This is a genomic window from Pelistega sp. MC2 (genome assembly GCF_900099475.1).
GTDB lineage: Bacteria > Pseudomonadota > Gammaproteobacteria > Burkholderiales > Burkholderiaceae_B > Taylorella > Taylorella indica.
In genome coordinates, this window is the sequence record NZ_LT628275.1 from 651,245 (window position 1) to 675,805 (window position 24,561).

20 protein-coding genes are annotated in these 24,561 nt (G+C 38.1%); 16 read left to right on the plus strand and 4 right to left on the minus strand.

Annotated features, from left to right (window positions below; genetic code table 11):
* Window positions 1–8: 8 nt before the first annotated feature.
* The gene (locus BQ4443_RS08605) at window positions 9–809 is read left to right on the plus strand and encodes a MotA/TolQ/ExbB proton channel family protein (protein ID WP_023950956.1); all 801 of its coding nucleotides are present in this window, start codon (window positions 9–11) and stop codon (window positions 807–809) included.
* A gap of 1 nt (window position 810) precedes the next feature.
* Window positions 811–1,338 carry an ExbD/TolR family protein gene (locus tag BQ4443_RS08610; protein WP_071058581.1) on the plus strand — a complete coding sequence of 176 codons (528 nt, stop codon included), beginning with the start codon at window positions 811–813 and terminating at the stop codon, window positions 1,336–1,338.
* A gap of 123 nt (window positions 1,339–1,461) precedes the next feature.
* Here BQ4443_RS08610 and BQ4443_RS08615 read toward each other — a convergent pair whose 3' ends face one another.
* Entirely contained in the window at window positions 1,462–2,133 is a 672-nt protein-coding gene (locus tag BQ4443_RS08615) for an epoxyqueuosine reductase QueH (protein WP_023950952.1), read from the minus strand.
* An 87-nt stretch (window positions 2,134–2,220) separates the two neighbouring features.
* Entirely contained in the window at window positions 2,221–5,037 is a 2,817-nt protein-coding gene (gene glnE / locus BQ4443_RS08620; protein ID WP_071058582.1) for a bifunctional [glutamate--ammonia ligase]-adenylyl-L-tyrosine phosphorylase/[glutamate--ammonia-ligase] adenylyltransferase, read from the minus strand.
* 137 nt (window positions 5,038–5,174) lie between these two features.
* On the opposite strand from glnE, the gene BQ4443_RS08625 reads away from it, so the two are divergent.
* Both BQ4443_RS08625 and BQ4443_RS08630 read left to right on the plus strand, forming a co-directional pair.
* Window positions 5,175–8,735, plus strand: coding sequence for a YhdP family phospholipid transporter (locus BQ4443_RS08625; protein WP_023951940.1), 3,561 nt, complete (start codon window positions 5,175–5,177; stop codon window positions 8,733–8,735).
* An 85-nt stretch (window positions 8,736–8,820) separates the two neighbouring features.
* Window positions 8,821–10,191, plus strand: coding sequence for an L-serine ammonia-lyase (locus BQ4443_RS08630; RefSeq protein ID WP_071058583.1), 1,371 nt, complete (start codon window positions 8,821–8,823; stop codon window positions 10,189–10,191).
* Between the two features lie 86 nt (window positions 10,192–10,277).
* Here BQ4443_RS08630 and BQ4443_RS08635 read toward each other — a convergent pair whose 3' ends face one another.
* Window positions 10,278–10,727: a hypothetical protein gene (locus tag BQ4443_RS08635; protein ID WP_023951942.1), complete on the minus strand. Its 450-nt coding sequence runs from the start codon at window positions 10,725–10,727 to the stop codon at window positions 10,278–10,280.
* A gap of 120 nt (window positions 10,728–10,847) precedes the next feature.
* Between BQ4443_RS08635 and BQ4443_RS12675 the strand changes: the two genes are divergently transcribed.
* The 5 genes from BQ4443_RS12675 to lon all read left to right on the plus strand — a co-directional run bounded on the left by BQ4443_RS12675 (window position 10,848) and on the right by lon (window position 16,993).
* Window positions 10,848–10,982, plus strand: coding sequence for a hypothetical protein (locus BQ4443_RS12675; RefSeq protein ID WP_256330959.1), 135 nt, complete (start codon window positions 10,848–10,850; stop codon window positions 10,980–10,982).
* Window positions 10,983–11,144: 162 nt separating this feature from the next.
* Window positions 11,145–12,449 (plus strand): trigger factor, encoded by a 1,305-nt coding sequence (gene tig / locus BQ4443_RS08640; protein ID WP_071058584.1) that lies wholly within the window; start codon window positions 11,145–11,147, stop codon window positions 12,447–12,449.
* Complete coding sequence (gene clpP / locus BQ4443_RS08645; RefSeq protein WP_023951946.1) at window positions 12,449–13,105, plus strand: ATP-dependent Clp endopeptidase proteolytic subunit ClpP; 657 nt, start codon at window positions 12,449–12,451, stop codon at window positions 13,103–13,105. Before tig ends, clpP begins: the two co-directional genes overlap by 1 nt.
* A 75-nt stretch (window positions 13,106–13,180) precedes the next feature.
* Window positions 13,181–14,425 (plus strand): ATP-dependent Clp protease ATP-binding subunit ClpX, encoded by a 1,245-nt coding sequence (gene clpX / locus BQ4443_RS08650; protein WP_023951948.1) that lies wholly within the window; start codon window positions 13,181–13,183, stop codon window positions 14,423–14,425.
* A 90-nt stretch (window positions 14,426–14,515) separates the two neighbouring features.
* Window positions 14,516–16,993, plus strand: a complete 2,478-nt coding sequence (lon, locus tag BQ4443_RS08655) for an endopeptidase La (protein WP_143000599.1) — start codon at window positions 14,516–14,518, stop codon at window positions 16,991–16,993.
* A gap of 158 nt (window positions 16,994–17,151) precedes the next feature.
* Here lon and BQ4443_RS08660 read toward each other — a convergent pair whose 3' ends face one another.
* Window positions 17,152–17,835, minus strand: coding sequence for a hypothetical protein (locus BQ4443_RS08660; RefSeq protein WP_071058586.1), 684 nt, complete (start codon window positions 17,833–17,835; stop codon window positions 17,152–17,154).
* A 333-nt stretch (window positions 17,836–18,168) separates the two neighbouring features.
* Between BQ4443_RS08660 and thrS the strand changes: the two genes are divergently transcribed.
* From thrS to BQ4443_RS08695, 7 genes are all read left to right on the plus strand, one after another.
* Window positions 18,169–20,100, plus strand: a complete 1,932-nt coding sequence (gene thrS, locus BQ4443_RS08665; protein ID WP_023951954.1) for a threonine--tRNA ligase — start codon at window positions 18,169–18,171, stop codon at window positions 20,098–20,100.
* A 30-nt stretch (window positions 20,101–20,130) separates the two neighbouring features.
* Entirely contained in the window at window positions 20,131–20,649 is a 519-nt protein-coding gene (gene infC / locus BQ4443_RS08670) for a translation initiation factor IF-3 (RefSeq protein ID WP_081710688.1), read from the plus strand.
* Window positions 20,650–20,764: 115 nt separating this feature from the next.
* A complete protein-coding gene (gshB, locus tag BQ4443_RS08675; protein ID WP_071058587.1) occupies window positions 20,765–21,721 on the plus strand; it encodes a glutathione synthase in 957 nt (318 codons plus the stop codon).
* Window position 21,722: 1 nt separating this feature from the next.
* On the plus strand, window positions 21,723–22,136 hold the full coding sequence (locus tag BQ4443_RS08680) for a PTS sugar transporter subunit IIA (RefSeq protein WP_071058588.1): 414 nt from the start codon (window positions 21,723–21,725) through the stop codon (window positions 22,134–22,136).
* Window positions 22,137–22,160: 24 nt separating this feature from the next.
* Window positions 22,161–22,430 (plus strand): HPr family phosphocarrier protein, encoded by a 270-nt coding sequence (locus tag BQ4443_RS08685; protein ID WP_023951962.1) that lies wholly within the window; start codon window positions 22,161–22,163, stop codon window positions 22,428–22,430.
* Between the two features lie 23 nt (window positions 22,431–22,453).
* Window positions 22,454–24,211: a phosphoenolpyruvate--protein phosphotransferase gene (ptsP, locus tag BQ4443_RS08690; protein ID WP_023951964.1), complete on the plus strand. Its 1,758-nt coding sequence runs from the start codon at window positions 22,454–22,456 to the stop codon at window positions 24,209–24,211.
* A gap of 17 nt (window positions 24,212–24,228) precedes the next feature.
* Window positions 24,229–24,561, plus strand: coding sequence for a hypothetical protein (locus BQ4443_RS08695; RefSeq protein ID WP_023951966.1), 333 nt, complete (start codon window positions 24,229–24,231; stop codon window positions 24,559–24,561).

Consider the following 24,561-nt stretch of genomic DNA (forward strand, 5'->3'; position numbering starts at 1 on the left):
AAGTAAAGATGTCTATAGCATGGATTGATGAAATTATAACTATTTACGCACATATTGCGGCACAAGCTACACCAGTGGATAGTGCTGATGCTCATAATATGTGGCATTTTGTTCAGCAAACAGATATTGTTGGCAAAACCTTATTCGGTATTTTAGTGTTTATGGCACTAATTACATGGTATTTGATAATTGTAAAGACTTTGGTGAATTTCCGTCAGCGTCATTTGTCTAGAAGTTTCCTGAAACGATTCTGGAATTCTGCTTCCTTAGAGCAAGTGGATAAAGATTTGCATCAGTATGGAGCTAAGGATCCTTTTGCCCGGTTAGCCAATCAAGCTTTGCATGCTGCAGACCATTACCATCGCTATGGAGCTAGCAATCTTTCTGAAGTGGGTACACATGCTGAATTTGTCACTCGTTCTATGCGTAAAGTTATTGATGAAGAGACGGCTCGCGTGGAAAATGGCTTAACCGTGCTAGGATCGATTGGTTCAACAGCACCATTTGTTGGGTTATTTGGTACAGTATGGGGTGTATATCACGCACTTGTGGGCATTGGCTTATCTGACGGTGTATCTATTAATAAAATTGCAGGTCCTGTGGGGGAGGCTTTAATTATGACAGGTTTGGGATTAGCTGTTGCTATTCCTGCTGTGTTAGCATTTAATACATTTGTACGACGTAATCGTGTTATGTTAAGTAAGCTTGATGGATTTGCCCATGATTTATTTGCATTTGTGACAACAGGTCAACAAGTTGATAACTCAATCCAACGCATTATTCGTACTAAAGTTGCTTCTGAGGAATAATATGGCATTTGGAAGTTTTGATTCTAATGGCTCTAAAACAGGTACTGTATCTGAAATTAATATGGTGCCGTTAATTGATGTGATGCTAGTATTACTAGTAATCTTCATGATTACAGCACCATTGCTTACCCATTCAATAAAGATAGATGTTCCTCAAGTGAGTAGCCAGCCAGCTACGGAAGACCCTAAATCAGTAGATATAGCCGTAGATCCTAGTGGTACTATCTTTGTTGATGGTAGTGAAATGGCTGTTGAACAATTAAATGAGTTTTTTGTTAATAAAGTAAAGCTTAATCCGGAAACTGATTTTAGAATTCGTGCTGATGTTAATACTCGCTATGAAATTATTGCCAAGTTAATGGCAGCAGCTAAAGGATCAGGTGTAAAGCGTTTAGGTTTTATCACTTCACCTTCTTCTTCACAGTCTGGTGCTAATAGAGAAGTAGGAACGCACGAAAAAACTACTTCGGCTACTTTGTCGGAAAAATCAATCATCTCAAGCAAAAGTGACCAGACAAAGTCTCCATAAGTACTAAAGCCTTAGTAGAGTCATTTTTTCTTTTAAGGCAAAAAGCACTCTCGGTGATTGGATAACCTTGAGTGCATTTTGTTATTTATTGGTGTTGTTTAAGAGTATAAGGCAAAGGAAGGATTACTTTTGATCAGGATTATTTGAGTAAAATTTGACGCCGATCTCAATTCTCTCTCTACCTTGGCTTTGTCGATGACGATTAGTATCCCTTAATGAATACACACAACCGCAGTATTCTTGTTGATAGAACTCTTCGCGTTTGCTAATTTCAATCATGCGGGCTGAGCCCCCACCTTTGCGCCAGTTATAGGTCCAATAGATGAGTTCAGGATAACGAGCAGCAGCACGTTCACCACAACCATTAATTTGGTTCATATCTTTCCAACGAGAAATACCCAAAGAACTTGAGATACAGTCAAAACCATGCTCATGAGCATATAAAGCAGTACGCTCAAAACGCATATCAAAACAACTTGTACAACGTTCCCCACGCTCTGGTTCCCATTCTAAACCTTTGACACGAGCAAACCAATTATCTAAATCGTAGTCAGCATCAATAAACTCAATTCCATGTTGTTCAGCAAAGCGGATATTTTCTTGTTTACGAATTTCGTATTCTTTAACGGGATGGATATTTGGATTATAAAAATAAATAGAGTAATCAATCCCTGATGCTAATAGGGCTTCCATTACTTCACCAGAACAGGGCGCACAGCAAGAGTGCAACAGCAACTTTTTGCGTTGGTCAGGTAATTCCAATTTAGGGCGTTTTACATCACAAACAGCAACCATAGTCTTTTATTCAGCCATTCATTGTATTAACAAATTAAGTTTACATTGTACCGTAAAAGTGTTTGGAGACTTATACTTATGTCTATCTTATTCAGTTTTTGCTTCAGCTATTGTATGAGTTGAGTCAAAAACAAGTTCCCACAGTTTTCTGACGTCAGAGCGTTCTTCTTGTAATTGATCCATACTGATACGTGCCTTTTCTTCACCACGTAAACGAATTTCATGTTGTAATTTACGATAGGTTCGATAGGCATTAGCACATTTTTCTGCCAATTCCATAGGGATCAGTCCTGCGTTACCTGCTATTGTTAATAAAGCAATATTACCCAAATTCTCTAGCAACTCATGATGACGGTGGCTATAGCCTAGGACTAAATATTGAGTAATAAATTCCACATCAACCATACCACCATAGTCTTGCTTGATATCAAATAGAGGGGTTGGATTTGGATGGCCGTCTTTCATCTTAATACGCATGTCTACAATATCACGTTTAAGAGTAGCTAAATCACGCTGTTTAAGAAGAATTGAACGACGAACTTTCTCAAATTTTTCGCCAACTTGAGTATCACCAGCAGAAAAACGTGCACGTGTTAATGCTTGATGCTCCCATACCCAAGCCAAGTCATTTTGATAATGTTCAAAGCCATCAATTGATACGGCGAGTAGACCCGCATCACCATCAGGTCGTAGGCGTAAGTCTATTTCATACATGCGACCTGAAGAGGTCATACTGGATAACCATGTACTAAGCCTACGTCCTAGTTTTGCATAGACTTCGACAGCATAGTCAGCAGGATCATCAAAAATAAGAACCAAATCTAAATCCGAAGAATAACCTAACTCCTTACCTCCTAAACGACCATAGGAAATAACAGCAAATTTGGGTTTTTCGGGTAAATCAAATTTAGAGCTTTTTCTTAATTGTTGCCAAGTTCGGTAGAGACTTTCCTCTAAAAGCATATCAGCTAAGGCAGATAAATAATCCGCTAAATGCTCTACAGTTAGTTCATTTTCTAAGTCTTGAGCTAAAAGCTGAAAACTAATAATCTTTTGAGTATCACGCATAAGGTTCATCTGCCGTTCGATGTCAGGTTCACCTTCATGAATGACACTAGCGTCTAAGTCACGATGTAATTGCTCATGTACATTTGCTAAATCAATCGGTTGTAATAGAGTACGCCAATCAATCAAACTATCTAGCAATAGTGGGTTTTTTAGTAGAACTTGTGCCGCTAGTGGACTAGCACTCATAATTCGGGCAACACGTTGGACTATTTCTGGGTATTCCACTAAGAGAGCAATATAGGCACTACGCTGAGCAATCGTTTCAATTAAATCTGCTAGGTGGTTGTAGGCTAATGATGGGGTGGCTGTTTTAAGAGCCGCTTGCTGCAATACTGGAATAAGGCTTTCTAGACGTTGTCTATTGCTTGTGTTGAGTTGTTGGATGCGATGATTTTTTAGCATGACAGCCGTACGGTGACCAAACTGAGTTTGCAATTCTTCACTAATTGAGGTATTAGCTAAATCTCCCTCATTTATTGAAGAAGGGTGAGGATGTAAACTATTTTCCGCTTCATTTTCCTCATCATCAGTATGTTCATCATTCATGCCTAGTATACGAAATACGTTTTTGAAAGTTTCAGCGACAAATTCTCTGTGTTGTTTTAGGGTTAAATCAAACTCTTCTCTAGGCATACCAGCCGCCAGCGCAATAGTGTTTAGTCCTTCTTCGCTACTAGGTAGCAAATGTGTTTGTTCATCATTTTGATACTGAATAATATGCTCAATACGTCTTAAAAAACGATACGCATGCTCTAATTTATTGGCTGTATCTTCTTCAATCACATTCGCATGATTTTCAGCAGCTAAAGCTTTTAACAAGTTTTTTTCTTGTAGGCTAGGCATACGGCCACCACGAATAAGCTGAATAACTTGTACAATAAATTCAATTTCACGAATTCCGCCTTCGCCTAGTTTAATATTTTGCGAAGTATCTGTACCAGAACGATTAGCCGCTTTTTTTACCCATTCCTGACGTATTTGCTCACGTAATTTTCTTAATGACGCCAAGGCATCAAAGTCAAAGTATTTACGATAGACGAATGGGCGTCGTAAACTCTCTAAAGAATGAATGTCTTTTTCGGGATCACTATCTGAGAAAAATTTTACCGGAATGACGCGTGCTTTTAACCAAGCATAACGCTCCCATTCTCGACCTTGTGTGATTAAGTAGCTTTCTAAGGCATCTAGGCTCCAAGCCAAAGGACTACCGTCACCGTCTGGACGTAGGCGAAGATCTGTCCTAAATACAAAGCCGTCGGCATCAGGGTCTGAAATAATTGGCATCATTCGTTGGGTTAATTTGCCATAGAATTCATGATAACTAATAGGTCTTCTGCCAGTTGTCTCTCCCTCTGCACCATAGAGCATAATTAAATCAATATCAGAAGAAACATTTAGTTCTTGTCCTCCTAACTTTCCCATACCAAGTACAATCATTTCCATGGGGAGATTACTTAGTGGGTCAATAGGTACGCCATGAGCATTAGTTAAGTCTTGCATGACTGAACGATAAGCCATTTGTATAGCAATATCTGCCATCAATGACATGGCAGTTACTACTTCTTCTAAAGAGGCAATTTGATTGATATCTCTAACAATAAGCGTTTGGAAAATACGGTTTCTTAATTTACGAATGATAGAGCGGCAAGTCGCTACATCTACTGCTGGTGTATTGTTCAATGAACCCCCTAATTCAGTAAGCCAGTTCATTATCTGATCTGGCGTAACAGGGGTTTGGATATCTTCTAGTAATTGTTCACGAAGCTCTGGACGAGAATCTAAGCGTCTTTTAAGAAAATGGGACCAAAGTAAAGAATTTGTTAAGCTTTCGTTCATTTTTAATCACCAAACTGAGAAATCTACTCAACGTTATATAATAGTTTAAATACCAAGTAAATTGATAATCAATAAGGTTTGTTTTGAATAAAGTTTTTAAATTCCTTTTATATTTTTTCTGCAGCTGTTTGGTGCTTATGACACTACTTATATTGGTAGGGCGGTTTTATTTGGCTCCAAACATTGATAATTGGCGTCCAGAAATTATTCAATGGTTGCAAAAAAATGTACATCCTTCATTGCAATTTGAAAAAATTGTTGTGGATTGGGAAAAAGGCCTTATTCCTCATTTGCAGGTTAAGCAAGCATCATTAAGTAATGAAAAAAATAATGATGATGCAAAAATCGGTTTATTAGAATTAGCGATATCACCACGTTCTTTACTGATGTTTAAGCCTGAAGTTAGTAGTATTCGAGTATCAGATGCTGAGTTAGTGGTTGAACGCAATAGTGAAGGAAGAATATTGCTAGGAGGAAAACTCTTAGCTTCCCAAGATGGCAGTTTAAAAGTTAAACCAATGTCAGAACAGGATATGTTAGCGACTCTCAAACCTTGGCTTTCCTGGGGATTTGAACGCTTACCACAAAAAATCCTTATTGATAGTAGTCGTATTGTTTGGCGAGATAAGTTAGTCAGCGGTGTGGAGGATTTGGTTTTTGAGCCGGTGTATTTTAATGCTGAACATGACCAACAAAAATTAACAGTAGACTTACATATTAGTCCCCCAAAAAAAGCGGGTAGTTTTATTCTGCTAAATGCTAATGTAGATAAACAAGGTAATGGGTTTGTTAATATTAATTGGAAAGATTGGTATCCTCATTATTTTAAGAATTGGGTTGCTTTTCCTCTTATATTCCAGACAGGAAAAATTAAAAATGCAGAGGCTCATTTTACGTTTAATGAATTGAATATTACTGACTTTACGACACATTCTCAGTTAGAGGATTTTGTATTTCAAGATAAAGAGAGTGTAGGGGGGAAATTCCTGTTAAGTGGTAAAAATATTAGCGTAGATTTTTCTTCCAAAAATGGCTTAAGTAAACCTTATCAATTTGCATTGGCATCAGATGATTTACATATTGAGGCGAATGAGTTTTTCCGCCATCCTATGCAGGTTAACAAGGTGAGAATAGAAGGTGTATATAACTTACTTGAGGGCGATATACCAGAAGTGGTTTTTAATCATGCACACTTAGAAATTCCAAAAGGGAAGATGTCAGTGACTGGTTCGTGGCGATTTGATCCTCATAGTGATAATGGAATTGTTGATATTAACGCCAATGTCTCACGGTTAGAATTGAGCCAGTTAGCAAATTATCTGCCTAAAACGATTGATGCAGATGCCCTAGATTGGTTAGAAAAAGCATTTTTGCAAGGGTATGCAGAAAATGCTGAGATTAGTGTCAAGGGCGTTGTTGACCATATTCCCTTTGGAGAGCATGCATCGTCAGGTGATTTTAGAATCAAAGGGGATGTAAGGGATGTGCAATTACACTATCATCAATTTCCCGCAAGAGAAAATACCTATTGGCCTGATATCTATGTCAAGGAGGGGACTATTGATTTTAATCGTGGCAATATTCTGATTAAAGGTCCACAATTATCTTTTAATCCTGAATTAGCATTATCCAAGCTAGCGACTAATGATGCTCAAGTAGAAGTTAATAATATTGAGAAGAATACAAAAGTATTAATCAAAACTGGTATAGAAACCAATGGTGATAGTTTTTTAAAATTTTATCGTCATTCTCCGTTAAGACCTTTATTAAATAAGGTGTTAGATAAAACGAAAATATCTGGAGAATTAAAAGGCAACTTGGACTTAACGATTCCTATTATGGATCCAGATAAGACCAAAGTGGATGCTCAATTTGATGCATATGATACCAGTTTCCAATTTTCACCTAACCACCCTACATTGATGCATGCAGATGGAAAAATAAAAATTAATGAAAAGCATGTTGAAATTGAAAAAATTAATGGAAAGTTACTTGGTGGATCAGCTACTCTACAAGGAGGAATTGGTGCTAAAGGAGATATACTTCACGTAAATGGTAAATTTACGGGACAAGGACTAAGAGACTTTTTACCGTTAAAAGGATTGCATCGTGTACAGGGAGTGGCAGATTATGCCACACAAATCCATTTCTTAGGTGGTGATTTATTAGATGTAAATGTGCAGAGTCAATTACAAGGTTTATCAATAGATTTGCCAAATGGTATGGGTAAATCTGCTTCGCAAAAAACACCTTTGTCAGTAAAGCTTATTGCTCCAAAGACACATCAATATGAACAATTAAAAATAGACTTTAAGGATTTTGTACATATTGTTTTTGAGCATAAAAATAGGTCTATTAATGCCTTTAATCGAGGCGTCATAGCAATTAATAAGCCAGCGAAACTACCAGTAGATGATTTATCTATCGATGCCTTAGGAGGAGACTGGGATATTAATGCATGGTTAGATATTGTAGATGAATTTTCAACCTATAGTAGTGGTTCCTTACCTGTGAAATCTACTTCGTCGTCATCAGCTAAACCATCGTTATTCCCATCATTGCGACAAATTTCAGCTAAGGTCAATTCCTTAAGTTTGTTCGATGTCATAGTGAAAAATATTCAGGCTGTTGGGCAGTTACAGGCAAATACTTGGCAATTTAATTTGGATTCTAATGATATTCAAGGGGATATTAGCCTGAAATCTTTGCATGGTCGTGTAGAGCGTATTGATGCTGATTTAAATAGAGTAAGTTTTAGTGCGAAAGAGAATTTTCCTTCTTCAACTGATACAGATGATATTTCTAGTAAAACCTCTCGAGTTGATTTAATGGATATTAATGGAAAAATTAAGCAACTCTATTGGAATAAACAATTAATAGGCAGTATTGATATTAATAGTAAAAGGATCTCTAAAGACCAGTGGCAACTTGATAGTTTACGTGTTAGTAATGATGTAGCGAGTCTTTTTGCTACAGGGCAACTAATCAGTGATACGACTAAAACTGGTATGCAAATGAAGGTGAATATCAATACGGTCAATATGGGTGATTTTTTAAGTTATTTTAACTATAAAGATTTTATGAAGGCTGGTACTGGTTTTGCTAATTTGGAGGTGGCTGCTCCAGACGTTCGTCACATTCGTGTAAAGGATTTGGATGTGAGTGGTAATGCGCAAATTAAACATGGTGCTTTATTGACACTAGATACTACAGCGACAAAAGCATTGGCACTTATCTCATTACAGTCTTTATCAAGTCTTGCAAACTTAACCACAAAAACACCTAGTGTGATGGGGAAAGGCTTACCATTTGATTTTACGCGAGCTTTTTTTGAACTAAAAAATAATCGTTTTTATGTGAGTGATTTTCGACTGGATAGCCCTATATTGGCAATGGCTGCTGTTGGCAATACAGAGATTGCAAGCAAAAAACTAAACTTTCAAGTGGCAGCGATTCCTAAAATTGAAATGAGTGGAACAGCGGTTCTTGCTGGGATCATTGTTAATCCAGTAGTCGGTCTAGGCGCTTTTTTATCGCAATGGCTATTATCAGATAGCCTTAATAGGGCATTAACAACTTATTTACATGTTTCAGGTGATTGGGATAATCCATTAATTAATGATCAACCGTTGCCGAAGGATGAAGAGTTGAAAGATGAGAAACAACAAAAGAATATTGATGCACTTTATCGTAACTAAATTGCAGTTATTATCGATAAGGAATGCTATGATTACATCACAAAATAATCAATGATAATAACGAAAAAATTAGGAGATACTGCTAATGTTAAGTGTATTTGATATATTCAAAATAGGTGTAGGCCCATCTAGTTCTCATACGGTTGGCCCGATGATTGCGGCTGTGCGATTTGTCAATCGATTAGAAGAAGCTAATCTCATACCAGATGTGGCTCGAATCACCATTGAGTTATTTGGCTCGTTGGGTGCAACGGGGTTTGGTCATGCTAGTGACAAAGCTGTTATGGTGGGGTTGCATGGCTATTTACCTGATGAAGTGGATTGCGATATTATTCCCGCCTTAGTAGATAAAATTGCTAGCCAACATAAAATTTCCTTATTGAATAAACAGGAAATAGCATTCAATCCTGATAAAGATATTATTTTTAATTGGCAAGAGACATTGCCACAGCATCCTAATGGTATGCGTTTCAAAGCGTTTGATGCTGATAATACGTTGTTGATGAAAAAAGAATATTATTCTATCGGTGGTGGTTTTGTGATGAATTGTGATGGTTTAAAAGTGAACTTATCGCCAGATGTCGTTGTACCATATCCTTTTAAGACGGGGGATGAGTTGATGGAAAAAGCTACTAAGAATAATCTTAGTATTGCTCAACTCATGATGGAAAATGAGAAGGTCTATCTACCTGAACAGCAAGTACGTGAGAAATTGTTAGACATCTGGTCTGTTATGCAAGCTTGTGTGAAAAGAGGCTGTTCACAAGAGGGTGTTTTACCGGGTGGTTTTAAAGTAAAACGACGAGCACATTCTCTTTATGAAACGCTAAAATCACGCCCCGAGGAATCTTTACGAGATCCTTTGGCAATGTTGGATTGGGTTAATTTATATGCGTTAGCCGTGAATGAGGAAAATGCGTCAGGTGGGCGTGTCGTGACAGCACCGACTAATGGTGCTGCTGGGATTATTCCTGCTGTAATGCATTATTATGATCGATTTTTGTCACCGAATAACCAACAGGGTATCATTGATTTTCTATTAACAGCAGGCGCAATTGCGATTTTATATAAAGAAAATGCTTCTATTTCTGGGGCAGAGGTCGGTTGCCAAGGTGAAGTAGGTGTTGCTTGCTCAATGGCAGCAGGGGCTTTAGCCGCTGTTCAAGGGGGAACGGTACAGCAAGTTGAAAATGCGGCTGAGATTGGTATGGAGCATAATCTTGGTATGACTTGTGATCCTGTGGGAGGGTTGGTGCAAGTGCCTTGTATTGAACGCAATGCTATGGGGGCTGTTAAAGCTATTAATGCTGCACGCTTAGCCTTACGCGGTGATGGACAACACCTAGTATCATTGGATAAAGTGATTTTGACGATGAAACAAACTGGCGCGGATATGAAGTCAACGTATAAGGAAACCTCACAGGCAGGTTTGGCGGTTAATATTCCAGCGTGTTAGTGTGATTTACTTAGAAAAATAATCACAGCGTGATTGGCTTAGAAAGGGAGCAGACAAAGCTCCCTTTGTTTTAGATAATAAATTGTTTAGTGAGTGGCTCTTTTGAAAACGATAAAATCAATTAAGAAAGCACCCACTGTAGATAAACCGGCAATAGCTGACCAGTGAGCGTGTCCGTGATTACCAATTACTAATAGTACGGTAGCAGAACCAAATAAAGCACCAAAAACTGCACGAGTGGCTAGGTAAGCCCAATTTTCATCAGATAATTTGCAATTGCCGTTAGAGCGGAAACGGAAATTTTGATGATCCAAGAAACATGTTGCTACTGATAGAAAAGTACCAAAAGCACCAAAGAATAAAGCAGTGAAGCTGATAGACCAGGTAACTAATAGAATGAATAAGCCGATAATAATTAAGGCAATAACAAAAGTGCCATTACTAAATGGAGAAGGGTGATTGGCTACCTCTGTTTGTGTGGTATTTTCAGCAGAATAATTAACTGTTTCAGTAGATTGTTCAGGTGTATCTTGCATAAATAACTCCTTTAGTACTTTAGTATTTAGTAATTAGAATAAGATAGTATGCTTAGCCCATTATAAAACATATATAAGGTTATCATATTGAATACGGACAGTTTATTATAGCTATCTCATATGAAAATTAAATTAAATCGTCTTATTATCGTTTCCCTTTTGGCGACTATGATGAGTGCTTGTACCTACTATGGTGGTGCAGGTGTGAATAATAGTGGTTATGGATGGTCGTTAGGAACAGGAGTGGCATTTTAGTTTTTAGAGGCTAATTATCCTAAACATCAAGTAGTAGATGAATTTAATCACTCTCTAGATAATTGTAATTTTAATAAAGTATTGATTTACAGATATTTAAAAAAAAATTCGGTAAAATAGAGAGCTATTCATGTTTTTTTTATTAAAAGTAAGGTTAATTAAATGCAACCAACAGTAGAAACATTAGAAGGTTTAGAACGCCAAGTTGATTTAGTCGTATCATTAGACGACATTGAAAAAGAAGTAAAAACACAATTACAACGTGTGGCTCGTACAGCTAAAGTTCAAGGCTTCCGTCCAGGTAAAGCACCTTTGTCTGTTATTGAGCGTAGTCATGGTCCAAGCGTACGTTATGACGTATTAAACCAAAAAGTTGGGCAAGCATTTGATGAGGCAGTTAAGGCAGCTGGTTTACGTGTTGCTGGTGTCCCATCTATGGAACCAAAAGAGGGTGCTGCTGAAGGTACTGTAGCGTTTGTCGCTAAATTTGAAGTTTTCCCAGAAATTACATTACCTGATTTTTCAACTATCGAAGCAACTCGTGTGACAACAGAAGTTGGTGATGAACAAGTAGAAAGTACTTTAGATATCTTACGTCAGCAACGTGCTAATTACGAAAAAGTAGATCGTGCAGCACAAGATAATGACCGTGTTACTGTTGATTTTGTAGGTAAAATTGACGGTGTTGAGTTTGAAGGTGGTAAAGCAGAAGCTTTCCCATTCATTCTTGGTCAAGGTCGTATGTTGCCAGAGTTTGAAGCAGCAGCAAAAGGCTTAAAAGCAGGTGAAGAAAAAACTTTCCCATTATCTTTCCCTGAAGATTATCAAGGTAAAGAAGTAGCGGGTAAAACAGCTGAATTTACTATCGTGATGAAAGAAGTTGCAGAGCCAGTATTACCAGAAGTTAATGGTGAGTTTGCTAAATCGTTAGGTCAAGCTGACGGTGATGTAGCTAAATTGAAAGAAGAGATTCTTAAAAATATCCAACGTGAAGCTAAAGCACGTGCATTAGCTCGTACAAAATCAAATGTATTTGATGCTTTAGTTAAAGTATCAACGTTTGATGTGCCAAAAGCGTTAATTACTGATGAAGTGAATTCTCGCATTGCCCAAACACGAGAAGAGTTAAAAGCGCGAGGTATGCCAAATGCTGATACATTCGAAATTCCGTCTGCTGCTTTTGAAGCAGAAGCCGATCGTCGAGTTCGTTTAGGTCTGTTATTAAATGAAGTGGTGGAAAAAGAGAATTTACGCCCAACAATGGATCAAGTTCGTGCTCGTATCGAAGAGTTTGCTCAAAACTATGAGAAACCAGAAGAAGTAGTGGCTTATTACCTAAGTAATAAACAAAGCCGTGCTGATATGGAAAACTTAGTGCTTGAAGATAATTTAGTGGATTTTGTGCTTTCAAAAGCGAAAGTTACAGACTCTAAAGTTGATTTCAAAGAAATTATGGGACAAGTATAATGACTAGCCGTTTTACCGATTTTTATGCGTCTTTGCATGGTGATGAGTCGGTGAGACCGACCAGTCTGGGCTATATTCCAATGGTAGTAGAGCAGTCTGGTCGTGGAGAGCGTTCTTATGACATCTACTCTCGTCTCCTTAAAGAAAGAATTGTATTTTTAGTGGGTGAAGTAAACGATCAGTCTGCTAATCTTGTGGTTGCTCAATTACTTTTCTTAGAGTCAGAGAATCCTGAGAAAGATATCTCTTTGTATATCAATTCTCCAGGAGGTGGTGTTTATGCTGGCCTCGGAATTTATGATACGATGCAATTTATTCAGCCAGAAGTTTCTACGCTTTGTACTGGTTTTGCAGCTAGTATGGGAGCATTCTTATTGAATGCTGGAGCTCCTGGCAAGCGTTTTAGCTTACCTAATTCGCGTATTATGATTCATCAACCTTTAGGTGGCGCGAGAGGGCAAGCGACTGATATTGATATTCAGGCACGTGAAATCTTATCGTTAAGAGAGCAATTAAATCAAATCATGGCGAAACATTCAGGACAATCCTTAGATGTTATTCGTCAGCATACCGAAAGAGACAAGTATATGAGTCCTGCGGATGCATTAGAGTTTGGCTTAATTGACAGAGTACTTGAAAAGCGTTCAGCGCTTTAAGGTTCTAAAGGGTTAACATTTGTTAATTTAGATGGTCGGTTAACGCCGACCTCTTTTATTTATAGAAAAAATCATATGACTGATAAATCTTCAAAAAACGAACGTTGTTCTTTCTGCCATAGTACAAAGGCAGAGGTTAAAAATTTAGTTGCAGGTCCTTCAGGACTTTATATTTGTAATAATTGCATCAACGATTGTTTAGAACTCATTAAATCAAATGATAAGAAACAGGCACAGGTAGGTGACGAAGCTCCTTTACCTACTCCTGTAGAAATTAAAGCATTTTTGGATCAATACGTTATTGGTCAAGACCAACCTAAACGTCATTTAGCTGTTGCAGTATATAACCATTACAAACGAATTCGTTATGCTGATAATCAGTTAGATACTGAAAATGATGATGTAGAATTAAGCAAAAGTAATATTTTATTAATCGGACCAACTGGTTCTGGTAAAACATTATTAGCACAAACGTTAGCTCGTCAATTGAATGTACCATTTGTGATGGCAGATGCTACTACTTTGACTGAAGCAGGCTATGTTGGCGAAGATGTCGAAAATATTATTCAAAAGCTATTGCAAAATTGTGATTATGATGTGGCAAAGGCTGAAAGAGCGATTGTATATATTGATGAGATTGATAAAATTTCTCGCAAATCGGATAATCCATCAATTACACGTGATGTATCTGGTGAGGGTGTACAACAAGCATTGCTTAAATTAATTGAAGGTACTGTGGCTTCTGTGCCTCCACAAGGTGGACGCAAACATCCTAATCAAGACTTTATTCAAGTGAATACAACCAATATTTTGTTTATTGTAGGTGGTGCGTTTGATGGCCTTGAAAAAGTTATTCAAAATCGAACAGAAAAGTCTGGGATTGGTTTTGGAGCGAGTGTTCAAAGTAAATCAGAAAAAGGTGTAGGCGAGTTATTTAATGAAGTAGAGCCAGAAGACATTATTAAATTTGGTTTGATTCCCGAATTAGTTGGTCGTTTGCCTGTCGTAGCGACTTTAAAAGAACTAGATGAAGATACTTTGGTACAAATTTTGACTGAACCCAAAAATTCATTAGTTAAACAGTATCAAAAATTATTTTCGATGGAAGGTGTTGAATTAGAAGTTGAGCCAGCAGCATTAAAGGCAATTGCTAAAAAAGCTCTAAAACGTAAAACTGGTGCCAGAGGATTGCGTTCTATTCTAGAGTCATCACTGATGAATATTATGTATGATTTGCCGTCACAAAAAAATGTAGCGAAAGTGATTCTTAATGTTGATGCCATTGAATCAGGTAAGGCGCCAGTATTAGTTTATAAATAAGACTTGAAATTTAGATACAAGCCACTATTTAAGCTACTTGTAGAAAACTTATTTTAAAGGATTTCAATGTCGACTAATCGCAAATTTCAAATGCAAAATACAGTTGAATTACCATTGCTTCCATTACGTGATGTAGTTGTTTTCCCGCATATGGTTATTCCTCTTTTTGTGGGACGCCCTCGTTCTATCGGAGCACTTGAAAAGGCAATGTCTGAGACTAACCATCAAGTTGTATTGGTCGCTCAGAAATCTGCAAATAATGATGACCCAGGTCCTGATGATATTTATGATGTCGGGGTGTTGGCAAACGTATTGCAGTTACTTAAATTACCAGATGGAACCGTCAAAGTGCTTGTTGAAGGCAAGCAACGTATACTCGTGCGCGAGATAAAAGAAGTGGATACGCATTATAGTGCTAGAGTTGAAGAAGTTGAGGTGGATGATACTCGTACACCCGAAATTCAAGCATTGATGCGTGCTGTACTTGAACACTTTGATCAGTATGTCAAAGTTAATAAGAAAATTCAACCAGAGGTATTGGGCAATTTACAAAGTATTGATAGCCCAGATCGTTTGGCTGATACGTTGGCATCACATTTAACGGTTAAGCAAGATAAAAAACAATTATTACTTTCTACCTTAGATGTGACAGAGCGCTTAGAACAAGTGCTTAGTATTGTCGATACTGAAATGGATATTATGCAAGTGGAGCGTAAAATCCAAAGTCGTGTCAAGAAACAAATGGAAAAAAGTCAACGTGACTATTACCTCAATGAGCAAGTTAAAGCTATTCAAAAAGAATTGGGTGAAGGTGAGGATGGCGTTGATTTTGAAGAGTTAGAGAAGAAAATCGAGGCGGCTGGTATGCCTAAAGAGGCAAAAGAGAAAGCCACAGCTGAACTCAAAAAATTAAAAATGATGTCACCGATGTCGGCAGAAGCGACAGTGGTGCGCACCTACGTGGATACGCTAGTTAATGTCCCTTGGAAGAAAAAATCTAAGGTGAATAATTCATTGGCTAATGCTCAGTCGGTTCTGAATGAAGATCATTATGGTCTTGAGAAAGTGAAAGAGCGTATTCTTGAACATCTTGCGGTTCAACAACGTGTGACTAAGGTTAAAGCACCAATTTTGTGCTTAGTAGGACCTCCTGGTGTGGGTAAAACGTCATTAGGACAATCCATTGCTAAGGCGACTAACCGTCAATATGTGCGTATGGCGTTAGGTGGTGTTCGAGATGAATCAGAAATTAGAGGTCATCGCCGTACATATATTGGAGCAATGCCAGGCAAAATTATCCAAAATATGACTAAAGTTGGTGTTAAAAACCCTTTATTCTTATTGGATGAAATTGATAAAATGGGTATGGATTTCCGTGGTGACCCAGCATCTGCCTTGCTTGAGGTGCTAGATCCAGAACAAAATCATACATTTCAAGATCACTACTTAGAAGTAGATTATGATTTATCCGATGTGATGTTTGTGGCGACAAGTAATACCTTGAATATACCACCTGCATTATTGGATCGTATGGAAATTATTCGTCTTGCAGGTTATACAGAAGATGAAAAATTACATATTGCTAAAGATCATCTATTGCCTAAATTGATGACAAATAATGGTCTAAAAGAAAATGAGTTGGTGATCCAAGATGAAGCTATTTTAGATATTATCCGCTATTACACCAGAGAAGCAGGGGTGCGTTCGCTTGAACGTGAAATGAGTAAAATTTGTCGTAAAGTTGTCAAAGAAATCTTATTGGCAGGTACTGATAGTAAGGAAACAGTGAAACCTAAAAAAACAGCCGCACGTAAAGCGACTAAGATACGAACTATTACTGTTAATAGCAAAAATATTGAACAGTATCTAGGGGTACACAAATTTACATTTGGCTTAGCTGAAAAAGACAATCAAGTTGGGCAAGTGACTGGTTTAGCTTGGACCGAAGTTGGTGGTGATTTATTGACCATTGAAGTTGCTGTCGTACCTGGTAAAGGTGCAATTCAACAGACAGGCTCTCTCGGTGATGTGATGAAAGAGTCAATGATTGCGGCACGCACAGTTATTCGTTCTCGAGCACATCGTTTTGGCTTAGCAGATAGTCTTTTTGAGAAAAAAGATATGCATATTCACGTCCCTGATGGAGCGACACCTAAAGATGGTCCATCTGCTGGTATTGCAGTGACAACAGCTTTGGTCTCAGCCTTTACAGGTATTCCTGTTAAAGCAAATGTGGCAATGACTGGTGAGATAACCTTAAGAGGTGAGGTATTAGCAATTGGTGGCCTTAAAGAAAAGCTACTAGCTGCGCATCGTGGTGGTATTACGACTGTCTTGATTCCACATGAAAATGTGAAAGACTTAGTGGAAATTCCAGACGCCATTAAAAATAGTCTTGAAATTATTCCTGTTAAATGGATAGATCAAGTGCTAGAAGTAGCTTTGGAACGTATGCCACAAGCATTAACTGAAGCTGAAGTTGCTGCCCTTAATATGGTTGAGTCTGTTAAAGGAGTACAACCTATTGAGGTTAAAAAAACGAAAACTCGTCGTGTAGCTAGTCACTAGATAAGGTCATTATTAGTGAAAAGTCTAGTTATAGACTGATTGCTTAGACGTGGACAGTTTATCTAAAAAGTGATGTAAAGGACTGTTGGCTCTAATTAACAGATGGCAGTCCTTTTAGTTTTTACCTACGCCATATCTAGAAAATGTAGTTGTCTTCTTTAGTTAATAGGAGAAGGGAATGTACTATTTTCCGTAGCGGCGGGCTTAGGAAAACTAGCGTTATCATTGCTTGGCGTAGCTTTTGGTGATGTACTTTGACTTTGAGTGGTTGGACGAGTCGTAGTTGGTTTAGGAAAACTACTATTTTCACTAGTAGTACTATCATTACTATTTAAAGGTAGCGTTTCCACATTACCCACACGAATAGAGTTTTTGGGGGCTGATTCAGTGGTAGCATTATTTGCAGGTGCCGTGGTTGTATTGTCGGTATTGGTGATTGCAGTGCTATCAGTGGTTGCTGGGGCAGTAGGTACGGTTGGTAATGCTTGTTTTAAATGAGGATTTTGTTCAAGTACTTGGCCTGCTTCTTCATTGCTGCTGTTACCTACATTGACGTCATCAGTAGTATTATTTTGGTTAGCTGTATCAGGGACTTCAGTATCTTGCTCTGATGTTGTCGCTTCCGTTGTTGCTGGTGATGTTGCTGTAGTTTCTACTGTCTCTGGTGGCGTAGCTGGCGTGATAGTTCCACTGACCGTGTTTTGAGGGGTATCCGTAGATTCTACAGGAGGGATAGATGCTTGATCTGGTCGAGTGAATGCACTATAAAACGTACTAACAATAAATAGGAGTATAGCAATAGAAATGGCTAAAAAAATAAGTGTTATGGCTTTTTTACCCATGTGAGTAATCTCCTGTTCGTTTTAAGACTGAATTGTCTATTTTAAGGCTATATTAGTTCAAATACATAAAATTTGTTTGTCATATACCACAAGTCTTTACAAAATTTAGTAGTTTTTCGGGAGCAAAACCCGCTAAGGCGTGAATATCATTAAGAAAACTGCTAGAATCATTATATTCTTATCTTCATATATAACCGATTTATGAGCACATTTTTCACGAACTAACTCTAGAATAATTAAATTCTGGCCGCTCGTGCTTTGCTCTGCATTGGTGTTATTGATAACGCGGCTACCATTCAAGGTGTCGCGTTTTTTATTTTTAAGGTTTAATAGATGATTCAGATTACTTTACCTGATGGTTCAAAACGAGAGTTTGAACAAGCAATTACAGTAGGCGAAGTTGCGCAAGCAATTGCACCTAGTTTAGGGAAAGCCGCACTAGCAGGCAAAATTAGCACAGCAGGTAAAAGCACGTTAGTTGATACGAGTTATGTTATTAAGGAAGATACTGACCTTTCTATTATCACGGCCAAAGATCCAGAGGGATTAGATTTGATTCGTCACTCAACAGCGCATTTATTAGCCTATGCAGTTAAAAGTTTATTTCCTGATGCACAAGTGACTATCGGTCCTGTAATCGAGAATGGCTTTTACTATGATTTTTCATATAAGCGCCCATTTACGCCAGAAGATCTCGAAAAAATTGAGAAAAAAATGGCTGAATTAGCTAAGAAAGATGAGATAGTGACACGTGAGGAATGGTTGCGTGATGATGCTGTTGCATTTTTTAAATCACAAGGTGAAAACTACAAGGCGGAGATTATTGCCTCTATTCCAAGTAATGAGACAATTAGTTTATACCGAGAAGGTGATTTTATTGATTTGTGTCGTGGACCCCACGTGCCATCAACAGGAAAATTAAAAGTTTTCAAATTAATGAAGGTTGCTGGCGCTTATTGGAGAGGCGACTCAAAAAATGAAATGCTACAACGTATTTATGGTACGGCTTGGGCAAGCAAAGAAGAACAACAAGCTTATTTAACGATGTTAGAAGAGGCTGAGCGCCGTGATCACCGTAAATTAGGTAAAGAATTAGATTTGTTCCATTTCCAAGATGAAGCACCAGGATTAATTTTCTGGCATCCTAAAGGATGGAGAATTTGGCAACAAGTAGAACAATATATGCGCCAAGTTTATATTGATAATGGGTATCAAGAAGTTAAAGCTCCTCAGATTTTAGATTTAAGCTTGTGGAAAAAAACAGGTCACTGGGATAACTATAAAGAAAATATGTTTACGACAGAGTCAGAAAATCGTGAATATGGTTTAAAACCGATGAACTGTCCTGGACATGTGCAGATTTATAATGCAGGTCTACATTCTTATCGTGAATTACCTATCCGTTATGGTGAGTTTGGTCAATGTCACCGTAATGAGCCATCAGGTTCATTGCACGGAATGATGCGTGTGCGTGGTTTTACTCAGGACGATGGTCATATTTTCTGTACAGAAGATCAGTTGTTGAAAGAGTGTGCAGACTATACGGCTTTATTACAAAAAGTATACAAGGATTTTGGCTTTACGGATATTTTGTATAAAGTTGCTACTCGTCCAGAAAAACGCATTGGTGCTGATGAAATTTGGGATAAAGCTGAAGAGGCTTTAATGGAAAGCTTACGCCAATCTGGTTGTGAGTACGAAATTTCTCCGGGAGAGGGTGCCTTCTACGGTCCTAAGATTGAGTATACGCTTAAGGATGCGATTGGTCGTCATTGGCAATGTGGTACGATGCAAGTAGACTTTTCTATGCCTGTACGGTTAGGTGCAGAATATGTTGATGCTAATGATCAGCGTAAGAATCCAGTTATGCTTCACCGTGCTATTTTAGGTTCATTGGAACGTTTTATTGGTATGTTAATTGAGAACTATGCGGGTGCTATGCCACCATGGTTATCACCAGAGCAAGTGGCTATTTGTCCAATTTCGGAACAATTTAATGACTATGCGCAAAGTATTTCTGATCAACTAAAAGCCAAAGGCTTTAGAGTGATAGCGGATTTACGTAATGAAAAAATTACTCGTAAGATTCGTGAAAATAGTTTACAGAAGATCCCTTATATTTTAGTTGTAGGTGAAAAAGAGCGCGACGCTAATGCGGTAGCTGTACGTGCACGTGGAAACCTAGATTTAGGGGTTTTATCTGTTGAAGATTTTATTAAACGCTTAAGCAATGATGTCGCACAACGCATTGATGTAAAAGCATAATATATTTATTAATTTTTTAGGAGTTATAACATCGCAACCGAAAAGACACACCAAATTAATGGTGAAATTCGTAGTCCAGAAGTACGTTTAATTGGTATTGATGGTGAGCAATTGGGCGTTGTTTCTATTAAAGAAGCATTAGCTAAAGCAGATGAAGCAGATACTGACTTAGTTGAAATTGCTCCAAATGCAACACCACCGGTATGTCGTTTGATGGACTATGGCAAGTTCCGTTATCAAGAGCAAAAGCGCTTACAGGAAGCCAAATCTAAACAAAAAGTGGTTCAGGTTAAGGAGATTAAATTCCGTCCTGGTACTGACGAAGGAGACTATCAAGTTAAATTGCGTAGCTTGAAACGTTTTATTGAGGATGGTGACAAAGCCAAAGTAACTCTACGTTTCCGCGGTCGTGAGTTAGCACACCAAGAACTTGGTATGAAAGTATTGGAACGTGTTAAAGAAGATTTGGGCGATATGGTGAGTGTTGAAGCAATGCCTAAACTAGAAGGCCGTCAAATGGTCATGGTCGTTGCGCCTAAGAAAAAATAAAGATCACTAGGTAATAGGCTAAGAGTAGCTTATAATATTAAGCTTAGAACATCGGGTAGCAAATCTGCTACCCTATTGTTGTTTGTTCAAACAATAGCGTGGAGTTAAGAAATTCATGCAAGTATTATTTATAATCGACCCAATTGACACATTGAAAGCCTACAAAGATAGTACGGTGGCAATGATGTATGCATTAAGTGCAAAAGGTCACGAACTTTTCATTACAGAACAGAAAGATTTATATATTAATGGACAAGTTTTTGCTAAAACTCAAGCGATTCAAGTGATTGACGGTGCTAATTTAGAAGAGCACTCTTGGTGGCAAGCAGTTGGAAGTATCCAAGAGACTAATTTAGCTGATTTTGATGCTGTCATCATGCGTAAAGATCCTCCCTTTAACATGGAGTATGCTTATAGCTGTCATTTATTGTCCTATGCAGAAAAATTTGGTGCCAAGGTATTCAATACTGGTATTGCGATGCTCACACATCCTGAAAAATTGTCTATTACTGAGTTTAGTCAATTCACCTCTCCAACATTAGTGTCTAAAGATATGGCACGAATTAAGGCTTTTCATCAGCAACATGGTGATGTAGTCGTTAAACCATTAGACGGAATGGGAGGAATGGGCATTTTTCGTTTGGGCGCACAAGAACCAAATTTAAGTTCTATTTTGGAATTATTAACCAAAAATGGCACAGAAACGATTATGGCTCAGCGTTATATTCCTGAAATTGTTAAAGGGGATAAGCGTATTTTAGTTATTAATGGACAAGCGGTACCTTATTGCTTAGCACGTATTCCTTTGGCAGGTGAAACTCGTGGTAATTTAGCCGCAGGTGGACGTGGTGTAGCACAACCATTGAGTGAGAGAGATTGGGAAATTGCCAATAGTTTAGCGCCAATATTGCGTGAGCGTGGACTATTCTTAGTAGGACTTGATGTGATTGGTGATTATTTAACCGAAGTAAACGTCACTAGTCCAACTTGTTTTGTTGAGATTACGCAACAAACAGATTTTGATGTTGCCGCTTTCTTCGTTGAACAACTTGAACAGGTGTTGAGTAAATAATATGAAAACATTAATTGTGGTAATTGCTCATGTACCTTTAGCATCGGCGTTAAAAGAAGTGGCTCTTCATGTGTTTGCACAAGCTAAAGATATTCTTGTTTATGATGTAGCAGCAGATGAAGATCCAGAGCAATTACAACAAAAGCTCAATGCAAATATTCAAGAACAATTACCAATGTATCAACAAGTGATTATATTTAGTGATTTGATTGGTGCAACGCCTGCCAATACAGGATTTAAAATTGCCCAAGCCTTAAATCATCAACAAGTATCTAGTGAGTTTTTTGGTGGTACAAATGTTTGTATGTTGCTTAATGCAATTCGTTATAATGATTTACCGCTTCAAGAATTAAAAACAAAAATTCTTGAAGGTGGGCAAAAGGGCTTGCAATCAATAGATTGCTCCTGTAAATAATACAGATTTGGTGTTGGAGTAAACATGCCTTCAGTGGATATTGAAATTAGTAATAGATTAGGGTTGCATGCTCGAGCAGCCTCTAAATTAACACAATTAGCTTCTACGTTTAAAAGTGAAATCTTTATCTCTAAAGGATCACAACGCGTAAATGCCAAAAGCATAATGGGTGTTATGCTTTTGGCAGCAGGTAAAGGTATGACAGTCACTATGGATGCTGAGGGTGAAGATGCTGATGCGGCATTAGTTGCTTTAAAAGCGTTATTTGATAGTCGTTTTGGTGAGCCAGACTAAACAAAAAAGAGAGAATAAAGGGTATGGAGCAAAAAGAGACTGATAATGTCACTGCTGTCATGGCGTTACACGGTAAGGGAGTTGCCAAAGGTATTGCTATTGGACAGGCTGTGATAATGGGTGCTGCCTTATTAGAGGTGAGTCATCACTTAATTGCTCCCGAAGATATTGAAAGTGAGTGCGTACGCTTAGATAATGCACTACGAGCAGTGTTTAATGATCTAGAGTATATCAAGAATAATTTACCAGCAGATGCACCAATAGAGTTAGCACCCTTATTGACAGTACATAGTTTATTGGTTGCAGATCCTTTATTAGCTAGTGAGACCAAAAATCTTATTCGTCACCATCGCTATAATGCCGAATGGGCCATTACAACACAAGGGCAGGTCTTATCTAAACAATTTTCCCAAATGGAAGATGAGTATTTAAGAGAACGGGCGAGTGATGTTAATCAAGTCATTGAGCGTGTATTGTCTTTTTTATCGGGCGTCAAGAGTTTTGATTTAAAAAGTATTCAAACAGAACAAGTGACTGATTTACCCTTTATTGTGGTGGCTCATGATATTTCTCCTGCCGATATGCTTAATTTACGAGATAAGCATTTTGGCGCTTTTGTCACTGATGCTGGTGGGCCGACATCGCATACGGCTATTGTCGCGAGAAGTATGCATGTTCCTGCTGTAGTAGGGATGAAAAATGTACGATCGTTGGTCAAGGATAGAGACTTGATGATTGTAGACGGTGAAGCTGGTTTAGTGATTGTAAATCCATCACCACTTATTTTGAGTCAATATTGTCGCTTACAAAAGCAATACGAGACAGAAAGAGAGTTTTTATTGCTTCAAAAGGATGCTCCAGCTGTTACGGTTGATGGCGTACACATTGAATTAGAGGCGAATATTGAGCTTCCCGAAGAAGCTAAACTAGCCTTAGAAATGGGAGCAACGGGTATAGGTTTATATCGTAGTGAATTTTTATTCATGAATCGAGAGCAGTTGCCAAGCGAGGATGAACAATATGAAGCCTATTCTTCTGTGCTCAAAACAATGGGTAACAAGCCTGTGACGATTCGTACCTTGGATATTGGTTCAGATAAAAATTTAAATGATGAAGCAACTGTAGCTGTTAACCCTGCATTGGGCTTGCGAGCGGTAAGATATTGCTTAGCACATCCGGAAATGTTCTTAACCCAATTAAGAGCGTTATTAAGGGCGTCTGTGCATGGGCGATTGCGCATTTTGATTCCAATGATTTCACATATGCACGAAGTATTTGCTGTCAAGCAATATCTGGAGCAAGCACAAAATGAACTAATGGCAGAAGGGTATAGCATCAATGATAATATTGAACTAGGGGCGATGGTTGAGATTCCTGCTATTGCTATTGCTATAGAACCTTTCCTTAAAGAGTTAGACTTTGTTTCTATAGGTACTAATGATTTAATTCAATATACTTTGGCGGTTGATCGTGTTGATGATGAAGTGGTGAATTTGTATGACTCTGTTCATCCAGCGGTACTCAGACTTATTCATATGACGATTCAGGCAGGTGATAAAGCAGGGAAACATGTTGCGGTGTGTGGTGAGATGGCGGGAGATGTATTATATACTCGGTTATTGTTGGGTCTAGGGTTAAAGTCTTTTTCTATGCATCCTCAGCATATTCCGGACATTAAACAAATTGTGCGCCATGCCCATACTAATGTATTACGAACAAAAGTAGCCAAAACACTTAATCATGCTATTGCCATTGATTTAGATGAGGTTAATGCGAGCTAACAACTATAGAATAGCTTATGAAGATTCAATTATTACTCCTTTCTTTTGCGGTAAGTGGTATCAGTGCTTGTACAACGATTTTATATGAGAACACTGATATCCATTTTATGGAACAATGCTCAGTTAAAGAAGGTACATGTGATGGAGCCTTGCAACGAATGCAGGCAGAATGTGCTAAAAAAGGGAAAACCATTGATAGCCAAGTTAAAGGCAACAAGGCTATTGTCTTGTGTCGTCCTGATGTACCTAAAGATGTAAAACCAGAAGGTACACCAAAGGTGGATGCCAAAAAAGCAGATGTTATCCCGAGTGCTAAACAAGCAGTAAATCAGCAGGCAGAAGGTAAGTAA